This is a genomic window from Novosphingobium aeonii (assembly GCF_052279045.1).
Lineage (GTDB): Bacteria > Pseudomonadota > Alphaproteobacteria > Sphingomonadales > Sphingomonadaceae > Novosphingobium.
In genome coordinates, this window is sequence record NZ_CP176832.1 from 1,166,968 (window position 1) to 1,187,009 (window position 20,042).

At 66.0% G+C, this 20,042-nt stretch carries 17 protein-coding genes; 7 read left to right on the forward strand and 10 right to left on the reverse strand.

Annotation, left to right across the window (positions count from 1 at the left end):
- Nucleotides 1–3: 3 nt before the first annotated feature.
- Genes ACLIMP_RS05840 through crtY form a run of 3 tightly spaced genes read right to left on the reverse strand, consistent with a single transcriptional unit; the run spans nt 4 to nt 3,124 of the window.
- Nucleotides 4–438: a hypothetical protein gene (locus ACLIMP_RS05840; RefSeq protein ID WP_054436502.1), complete on the reverse strand. Its 435-nt coding sequence runs from the start codon at nt 436–438 to the stop codon at nt 4–6.
- Nucleotides 435–1,913 carry a phytoene desaturase gene (locus ACLIMP_RS05845; RefSeq protein WP_132469920.1) on the reverse strand — a complete coding sequence of 493 codons (1,479 nt, stop codon included), beginning with the start codon at nt 1,911–1,913 and terminating at the stop codon, nt 435–437. Before ACLIMP_RS05845 ends, ACLIMP_RS05840 begins: the two co-directional genes overlap by 4 nt.
- Complete coding sequence (crtY, locus tag ACLIMP_RS05850; RefSeq protein WP_443478103.1) at nt 1,910–3,124, reverse strand: lycopene beta-cyclase CrtY; 1,215 nt, start codon at nt 3,122–3,124, stop codon at nt 1,910–1,912. The genes ACLIMP_RS05845 and crtY overlap by 4 nt, the downstream gene beginning before the upstream one ends.
- A 68-nt stretch (nt 3,125–3,192) precedes the next feature.
- On the opposite strand from crtY, the gene ACLIMP_RS05855 reads away from it, so the two are divergent.
- Nucleotides 3,193–3,756 (forward strand): GNAT family N-acetyltransferase, encoded by a 564-nt coding sequence (locus ACLIMP_RS05855; RefSeq protein WP_231635784.1) that lies wholly within the window; start codon nt 3,193–3,195, stop codon nt 3,754–3,756.
- A gap of 8 nt (nt 3,757–3,764) precedes the next feature.
- Here ACLIMP_RS05855 and ACLIMP_RS05860 read toward each other — a convergent pair whose 3' ends face one another.
- Entirely contained in the window at nt 3,765–4,370 is a 606-nt protein-coding gene (locus tag ACLIMP_RS05860; RefSeq protein WP_443478104.1) for a uracil-DNA glycosylase family protein, read from the reverse strand.
- Between the two features lie 173 nt (nt 4,371–4,543).
- On the opposite strand from ACLIMP_RS05860, the gene ACLIMP_RS05865 reads away from it, so the two are divergent.
- The gene (locus ACLIMP_RS05865) at nt 4,544–5,908 is read left to right on the forward strand and encodes an FAD/NAD(P)-binding protein (protein WP_324698144.1); all 1,365 of its coding nucleotides are present in this window, start codon (nt 4,544–4,546) and stop codon (nt 5,906–5,908) included.
- Nucleotides 5,909–5,954: 46 nt separating this feature from the next.
- On the opposite strand, the gene ACLIMP_RS05870 is transcribed toward ACLIMP_RS05865, so the two are convergent.
- The 4 genes from ACLIMP_RS05870 to ACLIMP_RS05885 form a co-directional block, all read right to left on the reverse strand.
- Nucleotides 5,955–8,240 carry a TonB-dependent receptor gene (locus ACLIMP_RS05870; protein ID WP_054436499.1) on the reverse strand — a complete coding sequence of 762 codons (2,286 nt, stop codon included), beginning with the start codon at nt 8,238–8,240 and terminating at the stop codon, nt 5,955–5,957.
- A gap of 73 nt (nt 8,241–8,313) precedes the next feature.
- On the reverse strand, nt 8,314–9,549 hold the full coding sequence (locus ACLIMP_RS05875) for an MFS transporter (protein ID WP_132469919.1): 1,236 nt from the start codon (nt 9,547–9,549) through the stop codon (nt 8,314–8,316).
- 136 nt (nt 9,550–9,685) lie between these two features.
- Nucleotides 9,686–10,768 (reverse strand): LLM class flavin-dependent oxidoreductase, encoded by a 1,083-nt coding sequence (locus ACLIMP_RS05880; RefSeq protein ID WP_324698146.1) that lies wholly within the window; start codon nt 10,766–10,768, stop codon nt 9,686–9,688.
- Complete coding sequence (locus tag ACLIMP_RS05885) at nt 10,765–11,685, reverse strand: aldo/keto reductase (RefSeq protein ID WP_324698148.1); 921 nt, start codon at nt 11,683–11,685, stop codon at nt 10,765–10,767. Before ACLIMP_RS05885 ends, ACLIMP_RS05880 begins: the two co-directional genes overlap by 4 nt.
- 30 nt (nt 11,686–11,715) lie before the next feature.
- Here ACLIMP_RS05885 and ACLIMP_RS05890 point away from each other — a divergent pair, with 30 nt between their 5' ends.
- On the forward strand, nt 11,716–12,804 hold the full coding sequence (locus ACLIMP_RS05890) for a Gfo/Idh/MocA family protein (RefSeq protein WP_185998019.1): 1,089 nt from the start codon (nt 11,716–11,718) through the stop codon (nt 12,802–12,804).
- A gap of 78 nt (nt 12,805–12,882) precedes the next feature.
- Here ACLIMP_RS05890 and ACLIMP_RS05895 read toward each other — a convergent pair whose 3' ends face one another.
- On the reverse strand, nt 12,883–15,264 hold the full coding sequence (locus ACLIMP_RS05895; protein WP_443478105.1) for an arylsulfatase: 2,382 nt from the start codon (nt 15,262–15,264) through the stop codon (nt 12,883–12,885).
- Nucleotides 15,265–15,792: 528 nt separating this feature from the next.
- Here ACLIMP_RS05895 and ACLIMP_RS05900 point away from each other — a divergent pair.
- The gene (locus ACLIMP_RS05900; RefSeq protein ID WP_054436495.1) at nt 15,793–16,092 is read left to right on the forward strand and encodes a hypothetical protein; all 300 of its coding nucleotides are present in this window, start codon (nt 15,793–15,795) and stop codon (nt 16,090–16,092) included.
- A gap of 18 nt (nt 16,093–16,110) precedes the next feature.
- Here the strand turns inward: ACLIMP_RS05900 and ACLIMP_RS05905 are convergent, their stop codons facing one another.
- Complete coding sequence (locus ACLIMP_RS05905; RefSeq protein WP_132469918.1) at nt 16,111–16,737, reverse strand: SOS response-associated peptidase family protein; 627 nt, start codon at nt 16,735–16,737, stop codon at nt 16,111–16,113.
- 239 nt (nt 16,738–16,976) lie between these two features.
- Here ACLIMP_RS05905 and thiC point away from each other — a divergent pair, with 239 nt between their 5' ends.
- From thiC to ACLIMP_RS05920, 3 genes are all read left to right on the forward strand, one after another.
- Entirely contained in the window at nt 16,977–18,860 is a 1,884-nt protein-coding gene (gene thiC / locus ACLIMP_RS05910; protein ID WP_324698155.1) for a phosphomethylpyrimidine synthase ThiC, read from the forward strand.
- A gap of 115 nt (nt 18,861–18,975) precedes the next feature.
- Complete coding sequence (locus ACLIMP_RS05915; protein ID WP_054436494.1) at nt 18,976–19,272, forward strand: hypothetical protein; 297 nt, start codon at nt 18,976–18,978, stop codon at nt 19,270–19,272.
- Complete coding sequence (locus ACLIMP_RS05920) at nt 19,269–20,036, forward strand: DUF72 domain-containing protein (protein WP_324698157.1); 768 nt, start codon at nt 19,269–19,271, stop codon at nt 20,034–20,036. The genes ACLIMP_RS05915 and ACLIMP_RS05920 overlap by 4 nt, the downstream gene beginning before the upstream one ends.
- Nucleotides 20,037–20,042: the final 6 nt, after the last annotated feature.

The window sequence follows — 20,042 nt, forward strand, 5'->3', positions numbered from 1 at the left end:
GACTCAGGTAGCCTTCAGTTGTACCCGCGCGCCGTCCGGCAGATCGCGGGTCTGCCGGGCGAGGTCGCCGGTCAGGTAGATCAGGTCGACAAGGTCGATCCGGACCAGATTTTCATGCCCATAGTCGCCCGACAGGATCGCGGAAAGCGTCCGGCTGTAGACTTCCCCCGTGGCGGTGAAGCCGAGCCGCTGCGTCGCCGCGTCTACAAGGGCGTCTGCGCGCCAGATGGCCTTGGTTTCGTCCAGCGCCATGTGGGCCTGCGCCGCGGCTTCGTCGCCCAGCCGGGACAGGCTGAGGAGATCGGGGTCGAGGTAGTGGAAAATGCCTTCGCGGTCGATTAGCAGCATGTGGCCCATCAGGCTGTGGGCCACCTCTTCGGCGAAGTCCACGCCGGTCCACCCCCAGGCGACTTTCAGGGCGTGGAGCGCGCGGCTCACTTCAGGGCATCCAGCATGAGTCTGGCGGTGGCCTTGGCAGAGCCGACGACACCGGGAATGCCCGCGCCGGGATGCGTTCCGGCGCCGACGAGGTAGAAGTTCTTCAGCTTGTCGTCGCGGTTATGGCCGCGGAAGTAGGCGCTCTGCGTCAGCAGCGGTTCGAGGCTGAAGCCGTTGCCGTTATACGCGCCCAGATCGCGCTCGAAGTCAGGCGGGGCGTAGTGGAACCGGGTGACGATACGGTCGTCGATGTCGGGGATCAGGCGGCGACCGACTTCGGCGAGCACGCGCTTTTCGAGGATCGGACCGGCTTCGTCCCAGTCGATCGGCAACTTGCCCATGTTGGCTACCGGGACGAGGGCGTAGAACGTGCTCTTGCCCGCCGGCGCCATCGAGGGATCGGTAACGGTCGGATGGTGGAGGTAGATCGAGAAGTCGCGCGGCAGCACGCCATGCTCGAAGATGTCGTCGAGCAGGCCCTTGTAGCGCGGGCCGAACAGGATGGTGTGGTGCGGGATGCCGGGCCAGGTGCCTTCGAGGCCGAAGTGAACCACGAAGAGGCTTGGCGAGAAGCGCTTCTTCTTCAGCTTGTGCGCCATGTCCTGCCCGCGCTGGTTCCCGGAGAGCAGGTCGCGGTAGGTGTGCATCAGGTCGCCGTTGCTGGCGATGGCATCGAACCGCTGTTTCCAGCCGCTGTCCGTCTCGACCTCCGTCACCTGGTCGCCGAGCGTGTGGATCTGCACGACCTTCTCGCCGAGGCGCAATTGCCCGCCCAGCCGCTCGAACAGGCGGGCCATGCCCTGCGCCAGTTTGTTGGTGCCGCCACGGGCCCACCAGACGCCGCCGTCCTTCTCCAGCTTGTGGATCAGGGCGTAGATCGCGCTCGTGGTCATCGGGTTGCCGCCCACCAGCAGGGTGTGGAACGAGAGCGCCTGCCGCAGGTGCTCGTCCTTCACGAAGTGGCTGACCATCGAATAGACCGAGCGCCAGGCCTGGTAGCGGGCCAGCGCCGGGGCGGCCTTGACCATGCTGGAAAAGTCCAGGAACGCCTCGTGCCCCAGCTTGACGTAGCCTTCCTGATAGACCCCGGCGGCATAGCGCACGAATTCGTCGTAGCCGGGCACATCGCGCGGGGCGACGCGGTTGATCTCGCGGCGCAGGGCGATTTCGTCGTTGGAATAATCGAACGTGACGCCGTCGGTCCAGTTGAGCCGGTAGAACGGCATTACCGGCATCAGGTCGACATCGTCGGCCATTTCATGCCCGGAAAGCGTCCAGAGTTCGCGCAGGGCGTCGGGATCGGTGATGACGGTGGGGCCGGCGTCGAACGTGAAGCCGTCACGCTCCCAGACGTAGGCTCGGCCGCCCACTTTGTCTCGCGCTTCGACAAGGGTGGTGTCGATCCCGGCGCTTTGCAGGCGGATGGCGAGGGAAAGGCCGCCGAACCCGGCGCCGATGACGCAGGCCTTCTTCATCGATTGCCGCCTTTCGGGTCGAGGTCCGCCAGTGGGTGGCCGCGCCCGGCAAGGCTGGCCATCGCCGCGCCCATCGGCACCGGAGGCTTGCCGCAGAGCACGCGGGCCTTGTCGGCCGGTGTGAGGCGGCCGGCGTAGAACCGCTCGATCAGTCCTTCGGGCAGGGTGTAGAAACGTTCGAGAACGGCGCGCCGCTCATCGGGACGGGCGGCGCCGAACAACATGCGCGTCAACATCCGGTAGAAGCGCCCCCCGCGCCAGTGATTTGCGGCCCATGCATGACTTGTCCTTCCTAGGCTCTCGCCGGAGAGCTTGTCGAGTGCGGTCACGTGCATGGCGAATCTTACGGCATCAGGAAACGAATAGGACGTCATCGGATTGACGAGCGCGGCCCGCACTCCTGCACGGGCAACCGGCAGGCCCCCCGCATGGTTCCAGTCGGCGTGGTTCCAGAATGCCTCGAAATCACCGCCCGCGATGACCGGCAGCACGCCGGTCTCTTCATAAGTGACGGATTCGATGTGCCAACCCATCCCGTCGGCGTAATCCCCGATCCTCTCGCCCAGGCTGGCAACGTCGAGCGCGGTATCCCCTGAGTAGTAGGTATCTTCGACGAAGACTTCGGTGGGCGAGAAAGGCAAGCAGTAGATGAAGCGATAGCCGTCGTGCTGGGCGACGCGGGCATCCATCACGACCGGCCGGTCAAGCCCGTGGGGCGCGGCGAGGCGCAGCATCCGGCCAAGGAACTTCTGCCAGCCGCCGGACATGTGCGGCAGGCCGTGAGCGCCGCGAGCGTCGATCACGGCATCGGCGCGGATTTCGCGCCCGTCCGCCAGGATAACGCCGGTCGGAGCGGCCTGGCGCACTTCGGCGCCGGTCAGCAGGGCGTCTGCGGGAAGCGCCGCGCGGACCACTTCGTCGAGCCGGCGGCTGGTCACACTGGCATAGGCCGTGCCGAGACGGCGCGAGTAGCCGGGGAAATGGACGTCGTAGCCGGGCCAGCGCCGCGCGATCAGCGGTTCCACCAGATCGCGGTGCGCGGGCGCTACATCGCTTTCGAAGAAAGACCAGACATGCTCGCCCCCCAGGCTTTCGCCGCGCTCGATCAACAGTACGCGCAGGTCCGGCCGGTGGCGCGCCATTGCGAGCGCGATCAGCGAACCGGCGAGGCCTCCGCCCAGAATTGCCATGTTGCAGGAAATAATTGCCATCTTGGTACCGTTTAAGGACAGGTTGTGCCTGCTGCAACTTGGCAGGGCGGGTGCTTTGCGGCATTGTCATGACAATGACCGAGGAATTGACCGTCTGCGGTGCTTCGATCGAAGATGCTGCAGCCATTGCCGAGATCTACGCTCACTATGTGATCGAAAGCACCGCGACTTTCGAGACAGAACCGCCTGACATCATGGAAAGTGAACGCCGCATTCGCGATATCGTCGATGCGGGTTATCCTTTTCTTGTCGTCCGCGCCGATTCCGATGACGAGGCAGGCGAAGGGCGAGTGCTCGGTTTCGGTTTCGCTCACCGCTACGGTCCGCGCGCGGGTTATCTCTACAGTGTCGAGACCACGATCTATGTCCGGCCGGAAAGCGTGGGCCGGGGGATCGGCGGAAGACTGCTCAACGCCTTGCTGGAAGAATGCGAGAAGCGCGGCTTCCGGCAGGCCTTCGCGGTGATCGCGGAAAGCGAACCGGCCTCGGTCGTGCTTCACGCAAGGGCCGGTTTCCGGCCCGTCGGCACGCTTGACGGCGCGGGCTGGAAGCATGGCAAGTGGCTCGACGTCTTCGTGATGCAGCGCCAGCTTGGCGAGGGGGACCACACGCTGCCGGTGCATTCCGCCTAGTTTACGACCTAGCCTGACCCCACCGGCAGATCCTTTTTCAGCACATGTCTGACGCGGGCCTGCAGGTCCGGCAGCACTTCCGCTTCGAACCATGCATGGCGCGCCATCCAGATGCGGCTGCGCCAGGCGGGGTGAGGCAGCGGAAAGAACCCCTCCGGCGCTTCCTGCCAGCGATGGACCGCTTCGGTCAGGTTCGGCGCGAAATGGCGCGGAAGGTAACGTTTCTGCGCATATTGGCCGACCAGCAGGGTGAGCCGCACATCGGGCAGCGCCGCGCGCAGGCGATCGTGCCAGAGCGGGGCGCATTCGGGGCGGGGCGGCAGGTCTCCGCCCTTGCCCTTGCCGGGATAGCAGAAGCCGCTGGGCATGTGGGCGATCCGGTCCGGGGCGTAGAATGTCGCGGGATCGATCCCGGTCCACTCCCGCAGCCGGTCGCCGCTGTCGTCATCCCAGGCCCGGCCGCTGGCGTGGACCTTGCTCCCCGGTGCCTGTCCGATCACGAGAATGCGCGCGCCGCGTCCCGCCTGCACCACCGGGCGCGGTTCATGCGGCAGCACGCGCCGGCAGGCCCGGCAGGCGCGGATCGCTTCCAGCAGTTCGGGGAGATCTGTCACCCATGGGCAGATGGCGAGAGGTTGGCCTTCGCGCAAGGACTGCTAAGCTGGCGTTCGCAGGCGGCTCGTCTGCCGTCCAAACCGTTATGTCATATTCTCAACCAATTTAGTTGATAATAGGCCGATGCCTTCGCTAGACAGGCATCGCACAGAATACGCCACGGAGCTTGCCCTTGAATAATCGGAATGGAAACGGCGCGCTTCCCGTCGCGATCGTCGGCGCGGGGTTCAGCGGAACCCTGATGGCGATCAACCTCCTGCGCAACGGCGTCCGCGTCGTCCTGATCGAGCGCAAGGATGCCCAGCTTGCCAAGGGGCTCGCCTTCGGCACCCGCTGGCCGGAGCACCTGCTCAACGTGCGCGCCGCCAACATGAGCGCCTTCCCGGACGACCAGGCGAATTTCCTGCGCTGGATCGGCCATAGCGGCGACGAGCAGGCGAACCGCTTCGTGCCGCGCCTGTCCTATGGGCTCTACTTGCGCGAGCTGCTCATCCGGGCGCTGGCGGAAGCGGGGCCGAACGCGCTGATCGTCAATGCCGAAGCCTGTTCGGCCCGCTTCGAGGATGGCCGCGTCCTGGTGGAGATGGCGGACGGGGACGAGATCGAGGCGCGGGCCCTGGTGCTTGCCCTCGGCAATTTCCCGCCTTCGCCTCATCCGGTGCTGGCCACCATACCCGAGGATCGCCGCTTCACCGACCCGTGGCAGCCCGGCACGCTGGAGAAGATCGAGGAGGTCGATCATGTCCTCCTGATCGGCACCGGCCTTACCGCCGCCGACATGGTGCTTTCGCTCGACAAGGCCGGGTTCAAGGGCAGGATTACCGCGCTTTCGCGGCGCGGGCTCAAGCCGCTTGCCCATGCCGAGAGCGGGCCGTCGGTGGATTACGTTCCCGCGCCCGAGGAACGCGGATCGCAGCTCGTGCGCCGGGTGCGTGCGCGGGCGGCGGAAATCGGCTGGCGCGCGGCTGTGGACGAGCTGCGGCCGCACACCCAGAACCTCTGGCGCCGCCACGACGAGGCGGGGCAGCGGCGGTTCCTGCATCACTTGCGTCCCTATTGGGATGTCCATCGCCACCGTCTAGCGCCTGACGTGGCGAAGCGCATCGCCGAGATCGAGGCGGAAGGCCGGCTGGAGTTCGTCGCAGGCAAACTCGTGAGCGCAGAGCCGACCGAAAGCGGGGTCTCGGTGGCCTATCGTCCGCGCGGGAAGGACGAACTGGTGCGGCTGGGCGTATCGCGCACGATCAACTGCACCGGCCCGGAAGGAGACCTGATGCGCAGCGGCGCGCCGCTGGTGAAGGACCTTCTGGCGCAGGGCAAGGTGCGCTCCGACGCGCACAGGCTGGGGCTCGATGTCGATCATCTCGGCCGGGTGCGCGATATCGACGGAGAGCCGCAGGATACGCTCTTCGCGGTGGGCCCCGTTACCAAGGGCGAGGCGTGGGAGATCGTCGCGGTGCCGGATATCCGGCGGCAGGTCTGGAATCTCGCGCGCTATCTGGCGGATGCGCACTGGGTGGGCGGCGAGGGTCTGTAAGACGGAAGAAAGGCCCGGGAGACGATTCCCCCGGGCCTTCTTTTCCTCAGAAGTCCTTGCGCAGCATGATGCCGCCGTAGCGCTTGTCGTCACGCGGGACATAGCGGACGATGCCGGCGAGCGTGCCGTTGGCGAGGAAGTTCGAGTAGCTCTGGTTCGTGATGTTCTTCACGAAACCGCGCAGTTGCCACCCGTCGTTCGTGCCGATCAGGGCGACGCTGCCGTTCCAGATGTAGTAGCCCGGCTGGATCGTGCCCGGCGTCTGCGTCAGCTGGTACTGCGTGCGGCTCTTGAGTGTGATGTCGGACTGGAATTCGAGGTCGATCGAATCCGACAGCGCGAAGCGATAGGCCGCATTGCTGTAGAGCTTCCACTTCGGTGCGAAGGGAAGGACTTCGCCGTTGATGTTGCAGCTCGACGGAGCGCCTTCGGGGCAGATGAAGTTCAGCACCTTGGCGTCGGTATAGGCCACCGAGGTGTCGAGCGAGAGGCCCGGGATCGGGCGCACGCCGAAGTCGAGTTCCACGCCCTTGGTCTGGACGGTGCCGGCGTTGATGAGACGCGTGACCTGCGCCCCGCCGACCACGTCGTTGTAGTTGGCCTGGTAGTTGTGGAACTTGGTGGAATAGACGGCCAGCGCGTAAGTGATCTTGCGGTCCACCGCCGAGCCCTTGATCCCGCCTTCGAACGAATCCGAGGTTTCCGGCTTCAGCGCGATTTCGTCCAGCGGCGTGGTCGCGTTAAGCGAGCGCATGTTGAAATAGGCATTGTAGGCCGGGCCCTTGTACCCGCGCGAGTAGGTGAAATAGGCCTGGTTGTTCGCCGCGAAGTCCAGCTGGAGGCCGCCGCGATAGGAATCGCCGCGCTTCGAGGTCGAGCCTGCCGAATTGTGGTAGGCGCGGATGCCTGCCACGTCGAGCGCGGTCGCGCCCGAGTTCGTCGGGTCGTTGCTGGACGTGCGGACGTGGTAGTAGCTGAGATCGTCCCAGGTCGAACGGTAGCCCGCGATGGCGCGCAGCCAGGAGGTGAAGTTCACGTTGGCTTCGCCGAACACGGCGTAGTTGTCACTGGTGACGCCGTAGTTCGCCACGCCCGAAACGGTGTTCTCCGCACCGGAGATCAGGCGGGTGAGCGTGCGGGTATAAACCTCGTCGGTCTTGGCGTGGAGGTAATAGGCGCCCACGACATAGTCGATGAACTTGCCCTTGGGCGAGGTCAGGCGCAGTTCCTGCGAGAACTGCTTGTTGTTGACGGTGCCGTAATCCTCACCTTCGGGGAAGGTCGCGGAAAGTTCGGACAGCGCGTCGTAATCCTGGTGCTGGCGGTTCTTCCACTCGCGATAGGCGGTGATCGAGGTCACCGTGTAATCGCCCAGGCCCCACTCGGCCGTCAGCGAGCCGCCATAGTTCTTGTCGCGCACGTCGGTGTCGAAGTTGGTGCTGACTTCGCGGTTCTCGCTGCCGGGCGTGATGCCCTTGCCGGCGAGGAATGCGGCAAGCGCGGCGGAATCGGTGACGGTGCCGGTCGGATAGGCGATCTGGCTGGTGCGCGCGTAGACGCCGCTCGGCGTGGTGTCGTGCGAATGGAGGTAGTCACCCGAAAGCGTGAGCTTCAGGTTGTCGGTCGGCGTCGCCTCGATCTTGGCGCGGGCGCCGTAACGCTCGTAGCCGTTCACTTCGTTGCCGGTGGTGACGTTGCGCACGTTGCCGTCATAGTTGGCGTAGAGGCCGTCGATCCGGGCCGAGACGTTCGGGGCGATGCCGCCGGTCACGCCTGCCTTGATGCGGTATTCCTCGTCCGTGGTGGCCGATCCCTCGGCATAGGCGTGGAATTCCTGCGAAGGCGCGGCGGTGACGACGCTGATGACGCCGGCCGAGGCGTTCTTGCCGAACAGCGTGCCCTGCGGTCCGCGCAGCACTTCGATCCGCGAGACTTCGCCCACGTCGAGCGTCGCCTGCCCCGGACGGGTCAGGACGACACCGTCGAGAACTGTCGAAACGGAGGATTCGACGCCCGGCGACGTGCTGATCGTGCCCACGCCGCGGACGAAGACGGTGCGGTCCTTGTTGGAGGCGCCGTTGCGGAAATCGATCGAGGGGACCGAGGCGCTCAGGTCCTGCAGGTTGTGGATCGCCCGGTCGTTGAGCGATTCGCCGCTGACGGCGGTAATGGCGATCGGCACCTGCTGGAGCGATTCGTCGCGGTAGCGCGCGGTCACGACGATCTCGCCGGAAGCGGGTTCGGCGGCTTCATCGGCATAAGCAGTTGCCGGGAACAGGACCGCGGAAGCCAGCAGCAGGGTGCGGGCGGCGCGGAGCGGGGTCATTGTCATTTGGATCTCCCTGGAACCCGCGGAGCTATACTCAACCGTTTCGGTTGAGAAAGATAGTTTTCCTTTAGTCGCCCTATGCGAGAGACGAACCGGCGTCCTCTGCCGGGACGATGCGGGGCATGGTAAGCTGGATCCAGCCCAGCGCCAGCAGGTAGGAAACGGCCGCAAAGGCGAACAGCGGCCCGTAGCCGAGCCCGGCTGCCAGAACGAGACCGGCGATCTTGCTGATCGCGGTGCCGCCCAGATTGCCGCAGAAAGCGCCGAATCCGGTTACCCGGCCCACCTTGTGGCGCGGCGTCACGTCGGCGATCAGGCCGAACAGATTGGTCGAGAAGCCCTGGTGTCCGGCCAGGGTCAGTGCCATCAGGCCCACCGCGGGCCAATAGCCGTCCACGTGAAGGGCCAGCGGCACCGGCACCACGCAAAGCGCCGATATCAGCATCAGGGTCTTGCGCGTGCGGTTGGCGCTCCAGCCGCTCGACAGCAGGCGGTTCGCCGCGAAGCCGGAGATCAGCGAACCCGCGGCCGAACCGCAGTAGGCCAGCGCCAGCGGCGGGCCGAGTTCGGTGCCGGAAAGGCCGAACTGCCGGTTGAAATAGTCCGGCATCCAGAACAGCATGAGCCACCAGGTCGCGTCCGAGAGCACCTTGGCGAGAGCGATCGTCCAGGTGCGGCCTTCCTTGAGGAACAGCTTGTCGCCCGAAACGAGATTGCCGGAAACGCCGGGCTGCCGGTCGCCAAAATCCACCCCGCGCGAGGCGGCCAGCCACGCCGCGACCCAGAACAGCCCGACCACGCCCGCCAGCACGAAAGCCGCGCGCCAGCCCCAGACCGCCGCCACCAGCGGGATCGCCAGCGGCGCGAGGATCGCGCCAAGGCTGTTCATCGCGTTGGAAAGCCCAAATCCGATGGAGCGCAGGTTCGGCGGGAAGATCGTTGCAATGGTCTTCACGTTCGCCGGCGTGCCCATCGATTCCGTGGCGCCAAGCCCGATGCGGCAGAGCACGAACTGGCTGAAACTGTGCGCCCACCCATGCGTCATCGCCGCCAGCGACCATGCCGCCACACCTGCCGCGTTGGCCCACTTCGCGCCCAGCCGGTCGACGATCCAGCCCGCTGCGAGGAAGCCGAACGCCGCGCCCGCCTGGAACCAGGCGGCCAGGGTGCCGTAGTCGTCGTCGCTCCAGCCGAGGTCGGCGGCGATCGTCGGCTTCAGTACCGAGATGATCTGGCGGTCCACGAGATTGAGCACGCCCGCCGTCAGGGCCAGCGTGAACAGCAGCCAGCGGCGGCGCGGGGAGAGGGTCATGCGCGGCGCATCCGGGTTTTGGGGGATTTCTGCATCGCGGATCGTCTAGCGATGGCGAGGGGCAGGGGCGAACAAGAAATTCTAGGGCGGCAAGGGAGAGGCAGGGGGTGTTCGGCCCCCTGCCTCTCCCTTGTTCCTAAAGCGCCAGGGGCCCGTGATCGATCCGGGGCAGCACGTGCCGTGCGAACAGGTCCGCCTCTGCCGCATGCGGATAGCCCGAGAGGATGAAGGCATCGATCCCGGCCTCGCGATAGGCCTGCAGTTTCGCCAGGACCTGATCCGGATCGCCGACGATCGCCGCGCCGCAGCCCGAGCGGGCACGGCCGATGCCGGTCCAGAGGTTGTCCTCGGCATAGCCGTCGTCGCTGGCGGTTTCGCGAAGCGCAGCCTGAGCCTGTACGCCCACCGACTGGGAATCGAGCGAGCGGGCACGGATCGCGGCGCCCTCTGCCGCGTCGAGGCGCGAGAGCAGGCGGTTCGCCGCATCGCGCGCATCGGCTTCGGTCTCGCGCACGATCACGTGGACGCGGTAGCCGAAGCGCAAGGTGCGGCCATACTTCGCGGCGCGGGTGCGCATGTCGGCGATGGTTTCCTTTACCGCTTCCATGCGGTCCGGCCACATGAGATAGACGTCGCAGCCCTTGGCGGCGACTTCGCGGGCGGGTTCGGAGAGGCCGCCGAAGTAGAGCGGCGGGCACTTCGAACCCGGCGCGATCATGCGCGGGGCATCCAGTCTGAGGTTCCAGAAGCGGCCCTGATGGTCGAGCGACTGACCCGACAGCAGCGTGCGCAGGATCTCGATGGCCTCGGTCGTGCGCTCGTAGCGGGCGCCGCCATCCAGCGTTTCACCCGGCATCTCGCTGGAGATGATGTTGATGTTGAGGCGGCCGCCCCCGTTCCTTTGGCCAAGAATCTGGTCGATCGTGGCGATCTGGCGGGCAAGCTGGGCGGGCCACATCTCGCCGATGCGCACCGCCATCAGCAGCTTGATACGGCGGACCTGCGTGGCGATGGCGGCGGCGAAGGCGGTGGTGTCTATCCCGAGCGCATAGCCGGAAGGCAGCAGCACATTGTCGAACCCGCCTTCCTCGGCGGCAGTCACGATATTGCGGCAGTGTTCCCAGCTGGAGCGCAGCATGGGGTCCGGCTGGCCGAGGAACTCGTAGTCATCGTCGCAGAGCGCCGAAAACCAGCTGATCTCGCAAGGGTCCAGTGTCACGGCAGGCGCGCTCCCATCGATGCTTCGAGCACCGCGTACCATTCGGATGCGGTCCATTCGACCTTGAGCGCATCGCGCGAGGCGAGAATGCGTTCGGGGGTCTGCGAACCGACGATGGGGATCGCGCGCGAGGGGTGCGCCATGATCCACGACAGCGCGGCGGCGGCGGCATCGGTGCCGTAGCGCTCGCCCTGTGCGGCTACCAGCTTCGCCACCGGGTCTTCCGAATCCGCGGCAAGGCGGCCGCCACCAAGTGGCGACCATGCCAGCACCGCCACGTCGCGGGCCATCGCCTGATCGAGCGTGCCGTCATAGAGCGGCGCATAACGGGCGGCCGAGAATTCGGGCTGGGTCGAGACGATGGGGAAGGGCAGGTAGGTCTGGAGCGCGTCGAATTCGGCGGGGCTGTAGTTGGAAACGCCGATGGCCTTGACCTTGCCGCTCTTGACCATGGCAGCCAGGGTGGCCGCCACGTCGCGCGGGTGGGCCAGGAAGTCGCGGCGGTGGATCTGGTAGAGTTCGACCGAAGGCAGGCCGAGCCGTTCGAGCGAGGCTTCAAGGGCCTTGTTCAGATAGTCGGGGCTCGAATCGTAAGGCACGCCCAGCACGATGCCGCCCTTGGTGGCGATCGTCATCCGCTCGCGAAGGTCGGGGCGCAGGGCCAGCGCCTTGCCCAGCAGCAGTTCCGCGCCGCCGAAGCCGAGCGCGGCGTCGCAGCCGTAGATGTCGGCGGTATCGAACAGGGTGATTCCCGCTTCAAGCGCCGCCTCGATGCGGGCGACGATGGCGCCGATATCGTCGTTGCCGTCGGGGCGGGCGAGCCGCCACATGCCCCAGGCAATCGGAAAAACGGAAATTCCGCTCTTGCCGAGCGGGACGGATTGGGCCGATAGGCGCGTCGTCGTGGGGGAAGTCATGGGTCGCCACATGGCACACGGAGTTGCGAAATGGTAGAGACGCTGCGTTACGGAATTGTCGGAACCGGGATGATGGGTGTGGAGCACATCCACAACCTCAATATCCTCGAAGGCGCCGAAGTGGTCGCCATCGCCGACCCTGAGCCGACCTCGCTCGGCTGGGCGAAGGATGCCCTGGGCGACAAGGCCGAAGGCGTCCGGGAATTCGCCGATAGCGCCAGCATGATCGAAAACGCGGGCCTCGATGCCGTGGTGGTGGTCTCGCCCAACTTCACGCACCGCGCGGTGCTGGAGCCGCTGCTGGACAGCGACGTGGCGATCCTCTGCGAAAAGCCGCTCTGCACCACGATGGACGATGCGCGCTGGGTGGTCGAGCGGGCAGAGGCGCGCAAGGGCCTGTTCTGGACCGGCATGGAATATCGCTTCATGCCGCCCGCCAAGGCCTTCATCGACGAGATTCACGGCGGCAAGGTCGGCCGTTTGCAGATGCTCTCGATCCGCGAGCATCGCTTCCCGTTCCTGGTGAAGGTGCGGGACTGGAACCGCTTCTCGGCCAATACCGGCGGCACCATGGTGGAGAAGTGCTGCCACTTCTTCGACCTCATGCGGCTCATCACCCGTTCGGAGCCGGTGCGTGTCTATTGCTCGGGCGCCATGGACGTGAACCATATCGAAGAGCGCTATGACGGCCGCCAGCCGGACATCATCGACAACAGCTTCACCACCGTCGATTTTGCCGACGGCACCCGCGCGCTGCTGGACCTGTGCATGTTCGCGGAAGGCGCCGAGCATCAGGAAGAGATGAGCGCCACCGGCGACAAGGGCCGTCTCGACGTGCTGATCCCGCCGGGCGATCTCGTCTGGTCGCCGCGCGTGCCGTGGCCGGGGCCGAAGTCGGTCGAGCGCTGGCATGTCGCGGTGGACGAGGCGGCGATGGATGCCGGTTCGCACCACGGCGCGACGTTCTATCAGCATGAAGCCTTTGCCCGCGCCGTTCGCGGCGAGGGCGAGGTTCAGGTGACCGCGCGCGACGGCCTGATGGCCGTGGCCATCGGCGCGGCGGCGGAACTCAGCGCGCGCGAGAAGCGCGTGGTGGAGATGGCGGAACTGCTGGGCTGATGCCGAACAGGGCGTCGTCCCGGGCATGATCCGGCCAGACCTGATCCGGCCAGACCTGGTCCGGGACGACGTGCCGTTTCATTTCAATTCCAGCCGCGTCTCGCCGAGCACCTCGCTGTAGGGCTGGCGTGCCGCCGCTTCCGAGCCGACCGGCGAGTTCCGGTCTTGCCCGATATCGAAGCTCTCCGAAAACGCGCCGATGCTGGTCGGGAAGTCCGCGATCCTGCCCTCTCCCACCGGCTGGCCGTTCACGAAGAGCCGGATCGTTCCCGAAGCGGGCCGGGAGAAGAACGCGCCCTGTCCGCCGGGGGCCTGTCCGCCGGGGGGCTGGGCGGGCACGAATTCGTAGCCCACGGTCGCCGCGCCTTGCGGTAGCTTCGTGGCGGAGACCACGCGGTCCCGGCGCAGGCCGTAGGCGTTGTTCTCGAAGACCAGCTGCCCGTCCTTGGCATAGAGCACGAAGCCGCCCAGCCTTCCGCCCTCTGCCACCAGAGCGCCCTGTCCGGCGGCGGCATTGCCCTTGATCGCGACCGTCAGGCTATGTGCCTTCGATAGGTCCGGGACGGCATTCTGCGGAAGCGGGCCGATATCCGCCTGATAGACGAAGCTCCTGCGCTTGGGATCGAGCAGTGTCGGCACGCCCATCGGCAGCGGGACGAGCGGGAAGACGCCGTTGCGCTGGCCTTCCTTGACGAACTCGGCCTTGAGTTCCTCCAGCTTGGCCGGGTTCGTGGCGGCGAGGTCCTTGCTTTCGCTGAAGTCGTGCGCGACGTCGTAGAGTTCCCAGCGGTCGTTCCCGGGATCGTCGAGGAACACGCGCTGGAGGTTCTCCAGCAGTTCCCACGGGCGGTAGTTGCGCTTGGCGGCGGCAACCCAGCCCTGCTTGTAGATGGCGCGGTTGCCGAAGATCTCGAAATACTGCTCGGTATGCTCTTCGGGTGCCTTGGGGTTGGTGAAGGTGGCGAGCAGGCTGTGGCCGGCGAAAGGCGTCTGCTTCACGCCGTCCACTTCGGTGGGGAAGGCGATGTGCGCGGCGTCGAGGATGGTCGGCGCGATGTCGTTGACGTGGCCGAACTGGCTGCGCACGGCACCCGGCTGGCTGGTGTGGCCGGGCCACGAGACGATCAGCGGATTGCGCGTGCCGCCGAAGTGCGAGGCGACCTGCTTCATCCACTGGAACGGCGTGGTGGTGGCCCAGGCCCAGCCCGCGCCGTAGTGGTTGGAAAGTTCCGGCCCGCCCAGCGCATCGATATGGGCAAGCTGGGTCGGCAGGTCGTGCGGCGCGCCGCTGGCGGAGGCGCCTTCGTTGGTGATCCGGCCCTCGATCCCGCCCTCTGCGCTGCCGCCATTGTCGCCCACGACGTAGACCACCAGCAGGTTGTCGCCGCCCGGCCGCGCGCGCAGGGTCTGGATCAGGCGCCCCACTTCGTAGTCGGTCTGTTCCACGAAGGCGGAGTAGATCTCCATCTGCCGGGCATAGAGCTTGCGTTCGTCGGCCGAGAGGCTGGACCATGCCGGAATGCCCTCGGGCCGGGGTGTCAGCCTGGCATCGGCGGGAATGATGCCGAGCTTCTTCTGGCGGGCGAAAGTCTCCTCGCGGTATTTGTCCCAGCCGCCGTCGAAGCGGCCCTTGTTACGGTCGATCCACTCCTGCGGGACATGGTGCGGGGTATGGACCGCGCCGGTGGCGAAATAGAGGAAATAGGGCTTCTGCGGGGCCAGCGCGTCATGTTCGTCCACCCAGCCGACCGCCTTGTTCACCAGATCGGTGGTGAGGTGGTAGCCCTGCTCGGGTGTGGCCGGGGCGGGAATCGCGGTGGTGTCGTTGTAGAGGTGCGGCTCCCACTGGTTGTCCTCGCCGGACATGAAGCCGTAGAAATGGTCGAAGCCCAGCCCGGTCGGCCAGTGGTTGAACGGCCCGGCCGAGGAAATCTCCCACTTGGGCGTATTGTGCCACTTGCCGAAGGCGGCGGTGGAATAGCCGTTGCCTTGCAGGATGCGGGCGATCGAGGCGGTCTCGGCCTTCCAGATTGTGTTGTAGGCTGGGAAACCGGCGGGAATGTCGGCAAGGTTGCCGAAGCCGACCTGATGCTGGTTGCGCCCGGTCAGCAGCGATGCGCGCGTGGGCGAGCAGATCGCGGTGGTATGGAAGCGGTTGTAGCGAAGCCCTTCCGCCGCCAGTTTTTCCAGCGCGGGGGTGCGGGGCACGCCGCCGAAGGCAGAAGTTGCCGCGAAGCCCGCATCGTCGAGCAGGACCAGCAGTACGTTCGGCGCGCCCTTGGGCGCCTGCGGCGGCGCCGGAAAAGCGGGGGCGGAATCGGCGCGGGTGAGGCCGACCCTGCCGGTGAACACCTCGGCCCCGTTTATTCTGGCTTCCTGCGCCATGGCGCCTGTGGTGAGCGCGGACGTGGCGAGCGAGGACGCGGCAAGCAGCAGCGCTGCCCTTGTGAAGACATGCATGGAATTACCCCAAGTATCATGGCGCGGGCATCTGCCGGCGCGTGACGAACGTTCCGATCGTGGAAATGGCGCGTGCCGGAACAGCCGGCCCCTGCGGGGGCCGGGAGCGGCGCGGGAAGGCCGGGCCCACAAGTCTGGGCTCCGGTTTTCGGCCTCAGGTCTGGATCATGTTCATGCGCATCGTTTCACCTCATGAGGAGGGAATCACGATGCTGGCGCGGTCGCCCGGGCATCGTGCGCTTTAGCTGTTGGTGACGCGGAGCAAGCTGCATCCCGATCAAAAGCCGCGGGTCGGCACCTGAATTGAACGCAGGGGCGACCGACCATCGCTCCCCCTTGGGTGTATTCTCAACTTAATTGATAGAGAATGTGAGTCAAGCCCGCGCCGCCGCACCATCGTCCCGGCGTGGGCCTGATCCGTCGGGAGTTCTCCGGCAGTGACGGCGCCGGACTTGCATCTGGCGGCCGGGTCCGGCATTATGCTGCGGTGCACAACAGTCCTGTCCAATCCTATCCGGTATGCCGTCCATGAGTGAAACACGCCTGAAGCTGATGGAGGCGATCACCCGCAAGCGCACCGTCACCGCCCAATACAATGGCGGCGTCATCAAGCTTGCCCCGCACCTGCTGTTCGAGCGGCATGGCGACCTGTTCGTCAGCGCGCTCAACATGAGCAAGAACTGGCGGAGCGAGGAAGACCGGAGGCTGGGCCAGTTCAAGCTGGCAGGGCTTGGCGCAACCGAACTGCTGGACGAAAGCTTCGACCCGTTGCCCTCGTTCGAACCGGCGGCCCCGCGTTCCGACGATACCCTTATCCTGGCGATCTGAGCCGGTTTCTCCCGTCGCTCAGGACGCTGTTCGCAGGGTCATGAGGGAGGAGGAATAGGGCAGGACCAGTTGCGCGGCGCGCTTCCAGTCGCCGCGCAACCAGAGATCGTGCGCTTCGGGCGGCAGGATCACCGGCATCGTATCGCGCCCTTCCGCCCGCAAGGCGGCGTTCGCCTCGCAAGTGAGCAGGGCGAAACTCGGCACTTCGCTGTCCTTCCATACCGCCGCCATCGCGAAGATCGGCTGGTCGGCCGCGCCGAACCAGTTCTGGCGGCGCTTGCCGTCTGTCGGGCTTGCCTTGCCCCATTCCATGAAAGCGGTGGCGGGCACCAGGCAGCGGAACTCGCTGTTGCGCAAGTTGCCGATCCAGAACGGGCTTTCGAGATTGCGCACGGTGAGGATGCCGTGGCGGCGCTGGTCGAAGGCGGCGGGCGGTGGCGGCACGCCCCAGAGGCGCGGCACCATGCGGCGCGGCAGGCGCTTTTCGGGGCGCGGCCCGGCCACGAACTCGCGGCCCATCGTCACCACCGGCGCGAATCCGCCGCCTGAAACCGAACCGCCGGGCCAGGGATCGTCACCGGCTTCGGCGCCCATGGCACGGGCGACTTCGCGGGCGGGCGCGTCGAGGCGATAGATGATCGGCATGTCTGTGAGGCCCTAGACGGCTGGAAAAGCCGCGTCTATCGTCCCCGCCATCCCCGGGGAGCTTGTGCCCAGGGCTTTCGAATCCCGAAAGCCGGACGGAAACAAATGGCTGAGAGGGGCAGGTCACGCTGCCCGACCCGTTGAACCTGAACCCGTTAACACGGGCGGAGGGAAGGGCGGGCCACAGGACACTTCTGTCGCGACCTTTCTTTCGTCCATAAGCCGAAGGAAAATCGCTTATGGCCGACATCAACTCCAAGCTGGAGATCGGCGTTACCACCGGACCCATTCGTGGGTCGAAGAAGATTCACGTCGGACCGCTAGGCGTTGCCATGCGGGAAATCCGCCTTGAGCCGGGATCGGGCGAGGCGCCGGTGCGTGTCTACGACACTTCCGGTCCCTACACCGATCCGAACGTCACCATCGATATTGCAGCGGGCCTTGCCGCCAAGCGCCGCGAATGGATCGTGGCACGCGGCGATGTCGAGGAATACGACGCCCGCGCAGTGAAGCCCGAGGATAACGGCCAGCTCGGCCCGGATCGTTCGGGCGGCGTCCCGGCCTTCCCCAACGTGGTGAAACGCCCGCTGCGCGCGAAGGCAGGCATGAACGTCAGCCAGATGCACTATGCTCGCCGCGGCATCATCACGCCGGAGATGGAATACGTCGCCGAGCGGGAGAACCTCGGCCGGGCGATGCTGAAGGAATATGCGCGCGACGGGCAAGACTGGGGCGCCGCCATCCCGGACTACGTAACCCCCGAATTCGTGCGCGAGGAAGTGGCTCGTGGTCGCGCCATCATTCCCTCCAACATCAACCACCCCGAATCCGAGCCGATGGCGATCGGCCGCAATTTCCTGGTCAAGATCAACGCCAATATCGGCAATTCCGCCGTCGCCTCGGACGTGGCGAGCGAGGTGGACAAGATGGTCTGGTCGATCCGCTGGGGTGCGGACACGGTGATGGACCTCTCCACCGGGCGCAACATCCACGACACCCGCGAATGGATCATCCGCAACAGCCCCGTGCCGATCGGCACCGTGCCGATCTATCAGGCGCTGGAAAAGGTCGGCGGCATTGCCGAGGACCTGACCTGGGAGGTGTTCCGTGACACCCTGATCGAACAGGCCGAGCAGGGCGTGGACTACTTCACCATCCACGCCGGCGTGCGCCTGCCGTTCGTGCCGCTCGCCGCCAAGCGCGTGACCGGCATCGTCAGCCGCGGCGGCTCGATCATGGCCAAGTGGTGCCTTGCCCATCACAGGGAATCGTTCCTCTACGAACGCTTCGACGAGATTACCGAGATCATGAAGGCCTACGACGTCGCCTACTCGCTCGGTGACGGCCTGCGCCCCGGCTCGATCGCGGACGCCAATGACGAGGCGCAGTTCGCCGAACTCTACACCCTGGGCGAACTCACCAAGCGCGCCTGGGCGCAGGACGTTCAGGTGATGATCGAGGGGCCGGGCCATGTGCCGATGCACAAGGTGAAGGAGAACATGGACAAGCAGCTTGAGGCCTGCGGCGAGGCGCCGTTCTACACCCTCGGGCCGCTGGTGACCGACATTGCGCCGGGCTACGACCATATCACCAGCGGCATCGGCGCGGCCATGATCGGCTGGTACGGCACGGCGATGCTCTGCTACGTCACGCCCAAGGAACACCTTGGCCTGCCGGACCGCGATGACGTGAAAGTCGGCGTCGTCACCTACAAGCTGGCCGCCCATGCCGCCGATCTGGCCAAGGGGCACCCGGCCGCCAAGGTCCGCGACGATGCACTGTCCCGCGCCCGTTTCGAATTCCGCTGGCGCGACCAGTTCAACCTCAGCCTCGATCCCGACACGGCCGAACAGTACCACGACCAGACGCTCCCGGCCGAAGGCGCCAAGTCCGCGCATTTCTGCTCGATGTGCGGGCCGAAGTTCTGCTCGATGAAGATCAGCCAGGAAGTGCGGGACTTCGCGGCGAAGCAGAACCAGCCTTCGACCGGCTTCATCGCCGCCGAAGAAGGGGGCATGCTCGCCATTTCCGAAGCGGAGGCGGGGATGGCCGAAATGAGCAAGGTGTTCAGGGAAACCGGCAGCGAGCTTTACATGGGCGCCGGAGACCGCGAGCACGATTGACCTGGAAACCGCCGTCCCGGATCGAATCCGGGACGGCGGTTCCGCTCCCACCAATTCCCCTTCGCGGGAATCGATTGCGCTGCTAGGGTCGCTCTCCATTACGAAGGGTTCCTGCATGTCCCGCAATGCCAATGGCGACTGGATGAAACTCGCCCACGACAGCTACTGGCTCTGGGCCGAATCCATGATGGTCATGGGTATGCGCACAACCGACATGATGACCGGCCGAGGCAGCAATCGCGAAAACGTGCTGATGGTCACCGAAAAGCTGCAGGCCAACGCCGAACTGGCGGTATCGCTGGCGATGGGCGGGCTGACTTCTCCCGAGAAGACCGCGCACAAGGCCGTTCGCCACTATCGCAAGCGCGTGACCGCCAACCGCCGCCGCCTCTCGCGGAAGAAAACCCCATGACCGCGAAGGCGCCGGGAGAGATCCACGTCGGCATCGGCGGCTGGAGCTACGATCCCTGGCGCGAGACTTTCTATCCCAAGGGCGTCTCCAGGGCGCGGGAGCTGGAATATCTGGGCCAGCACCTCACCGGCACCGAAATCAACGCCACGTTCTACGGCCGCCAGAAACCTGCGAGCTTCGCCAAGTGGCGCAACACGGTGCCCGACGGGTTCAGGTTCGCGCTGAAGGGCTCACGCTACTGCACGAACCGCAAGAACCTGGGCGAAGCGGGTGAGAGCGTCACCAATTTCGTGGAGCAGGGCCTTGTCGAACTGGGCGACAAGCTCGGCCCGATCAACTGGCAACTCGCCGCCACCAAGCAATTCGATCCCGACGAGATCGCCGCGTTCCTGGCCCTGCTGCCGGACAAGCACGAGGGCCTGCCCCTGCGCCACGCCATCGAGCCCCGCCACGAGAGCTTCCGCGACCCGGCCTTCCTCGACCTCGCCCGCAAGGCCGGCGTCGCCGTCATCCTTGCCGACAGCCCCAAGTACCCGGTTTTCGAAGAGGCGGCCGAGGCAGGCCCGTTCCTTTACGTCCGCCTCCAGAATGCCCGCTCCGAAATCGAGCAAGGCTATCCCGACGCCGAACTGAGCCCTTGGGCGGCGCGCGCGCAGGACTGGTCGAAAGCCGGACGCGACGTGTTCATGTTCTTCATAAACGGCGCAAAGGAGCGGGCTCCCGCAGCGGCGATGGCGTTGATCGGGAAACTGCAAGGCGCCTAACCACTT

Excerpts from the sequence above, each read along its gene's own strand:
- ACLIMP_RS05845 (WP_132469920.1), bottom strand. The coding sequence starts at position 1,913 with ATGAAGAAGGCCTGCGTCATCGGCGCCGGGTTCGGCGGCCTTTCCCTC.
- crtY (WP_443478103.1), bottom strand. The coding sequence starts at position 3,124 with ATGGCAATTATTTCCTGCAACATGGCAATTCTGGGCGGAGGCCTCGCC.
- ACLIMP_RS05855 (WP_231635784.1), top strand. The coding sequence starts at position 3,193 with ATGACAATGACCGAGGAATTGACCGTCTGCGGTGCTTCGATCGAAGAT.
- ACLIMP_RS05870 (WP_054436499.1), bottom strand. The coding sequence starts at position 8,240 with ATGACAATGACCCCGCTCCGCGCCGCCCGCACCCTGCTGCTGGCTTCC.
- ACLIMP_RS05875 (WP_132469919.1), bottom strand. The coding sequence starts at position 9,549 with ATGACCCTCTCCCCGCGCCGCCGCTGGCTGCTGTTCACGCTGGCCCTG.
- ACLIMP_RS05885 (WP_324698148.1), bottom strand. The coding sequence starts at position 11,685 with ATGACTTCCCCCACGACGACGCGCCTATCGGCCCAATCCGTCCCGCTC.
- ACLIMP_RS05890 (WP_185998019.1), top strand. The coding sequence starts at position 11,716 with ATGGTAGAGACGCTGCGTTACGGAATTGTCGGAACCGGGATGATGGGT.
- ACLIMP_RS05895 (WP_443478105.1), bottom strand. The coding sequence starts at position 15,264 with ATGCATGTCTTCACAAGGGCAGCGCTGCTGCTTGCCGCGTCCTCGCTC.
- ACLIMP_RS05900 (WP_054436495.1), top strand. The coding sequence starts at position 15,793 with ATGAGTGAAACACGCCTGAAGCTGATGGAGGCGATCACCCGCAAGCGC.
- ACLIMP_RS05905 (WP_132469918.1), bottom strand. The coding sequence starts at position 16,737 with ATGCCGATCATCTATCGCCTCGACGCGCCCGCCCGCGAAGTCGCCCGT.
- thiC (WP_324698155.1), top strand. The coding sequence starts at position 16,977 with ATGGCCGACATCAACTCCAAGCTGGAGATCGGCGTTACCACCGGACCC.
- ACLIMP_RS05915 (WP_054436494.1), top strand. The coding sequence starts at position 18,976 with ATGTCCCGCAATGCCAATGGCGACTGGATGAAACTCGCCCACGACAGC.
- ACLIMP_RS05920 (WP_324698157.1), top strand. The coding sequence starts at position 19,269 with ATGACCGCGAAGGCGCCGGGAGAGATCCACGTCGGCATCGGCGGCTGG.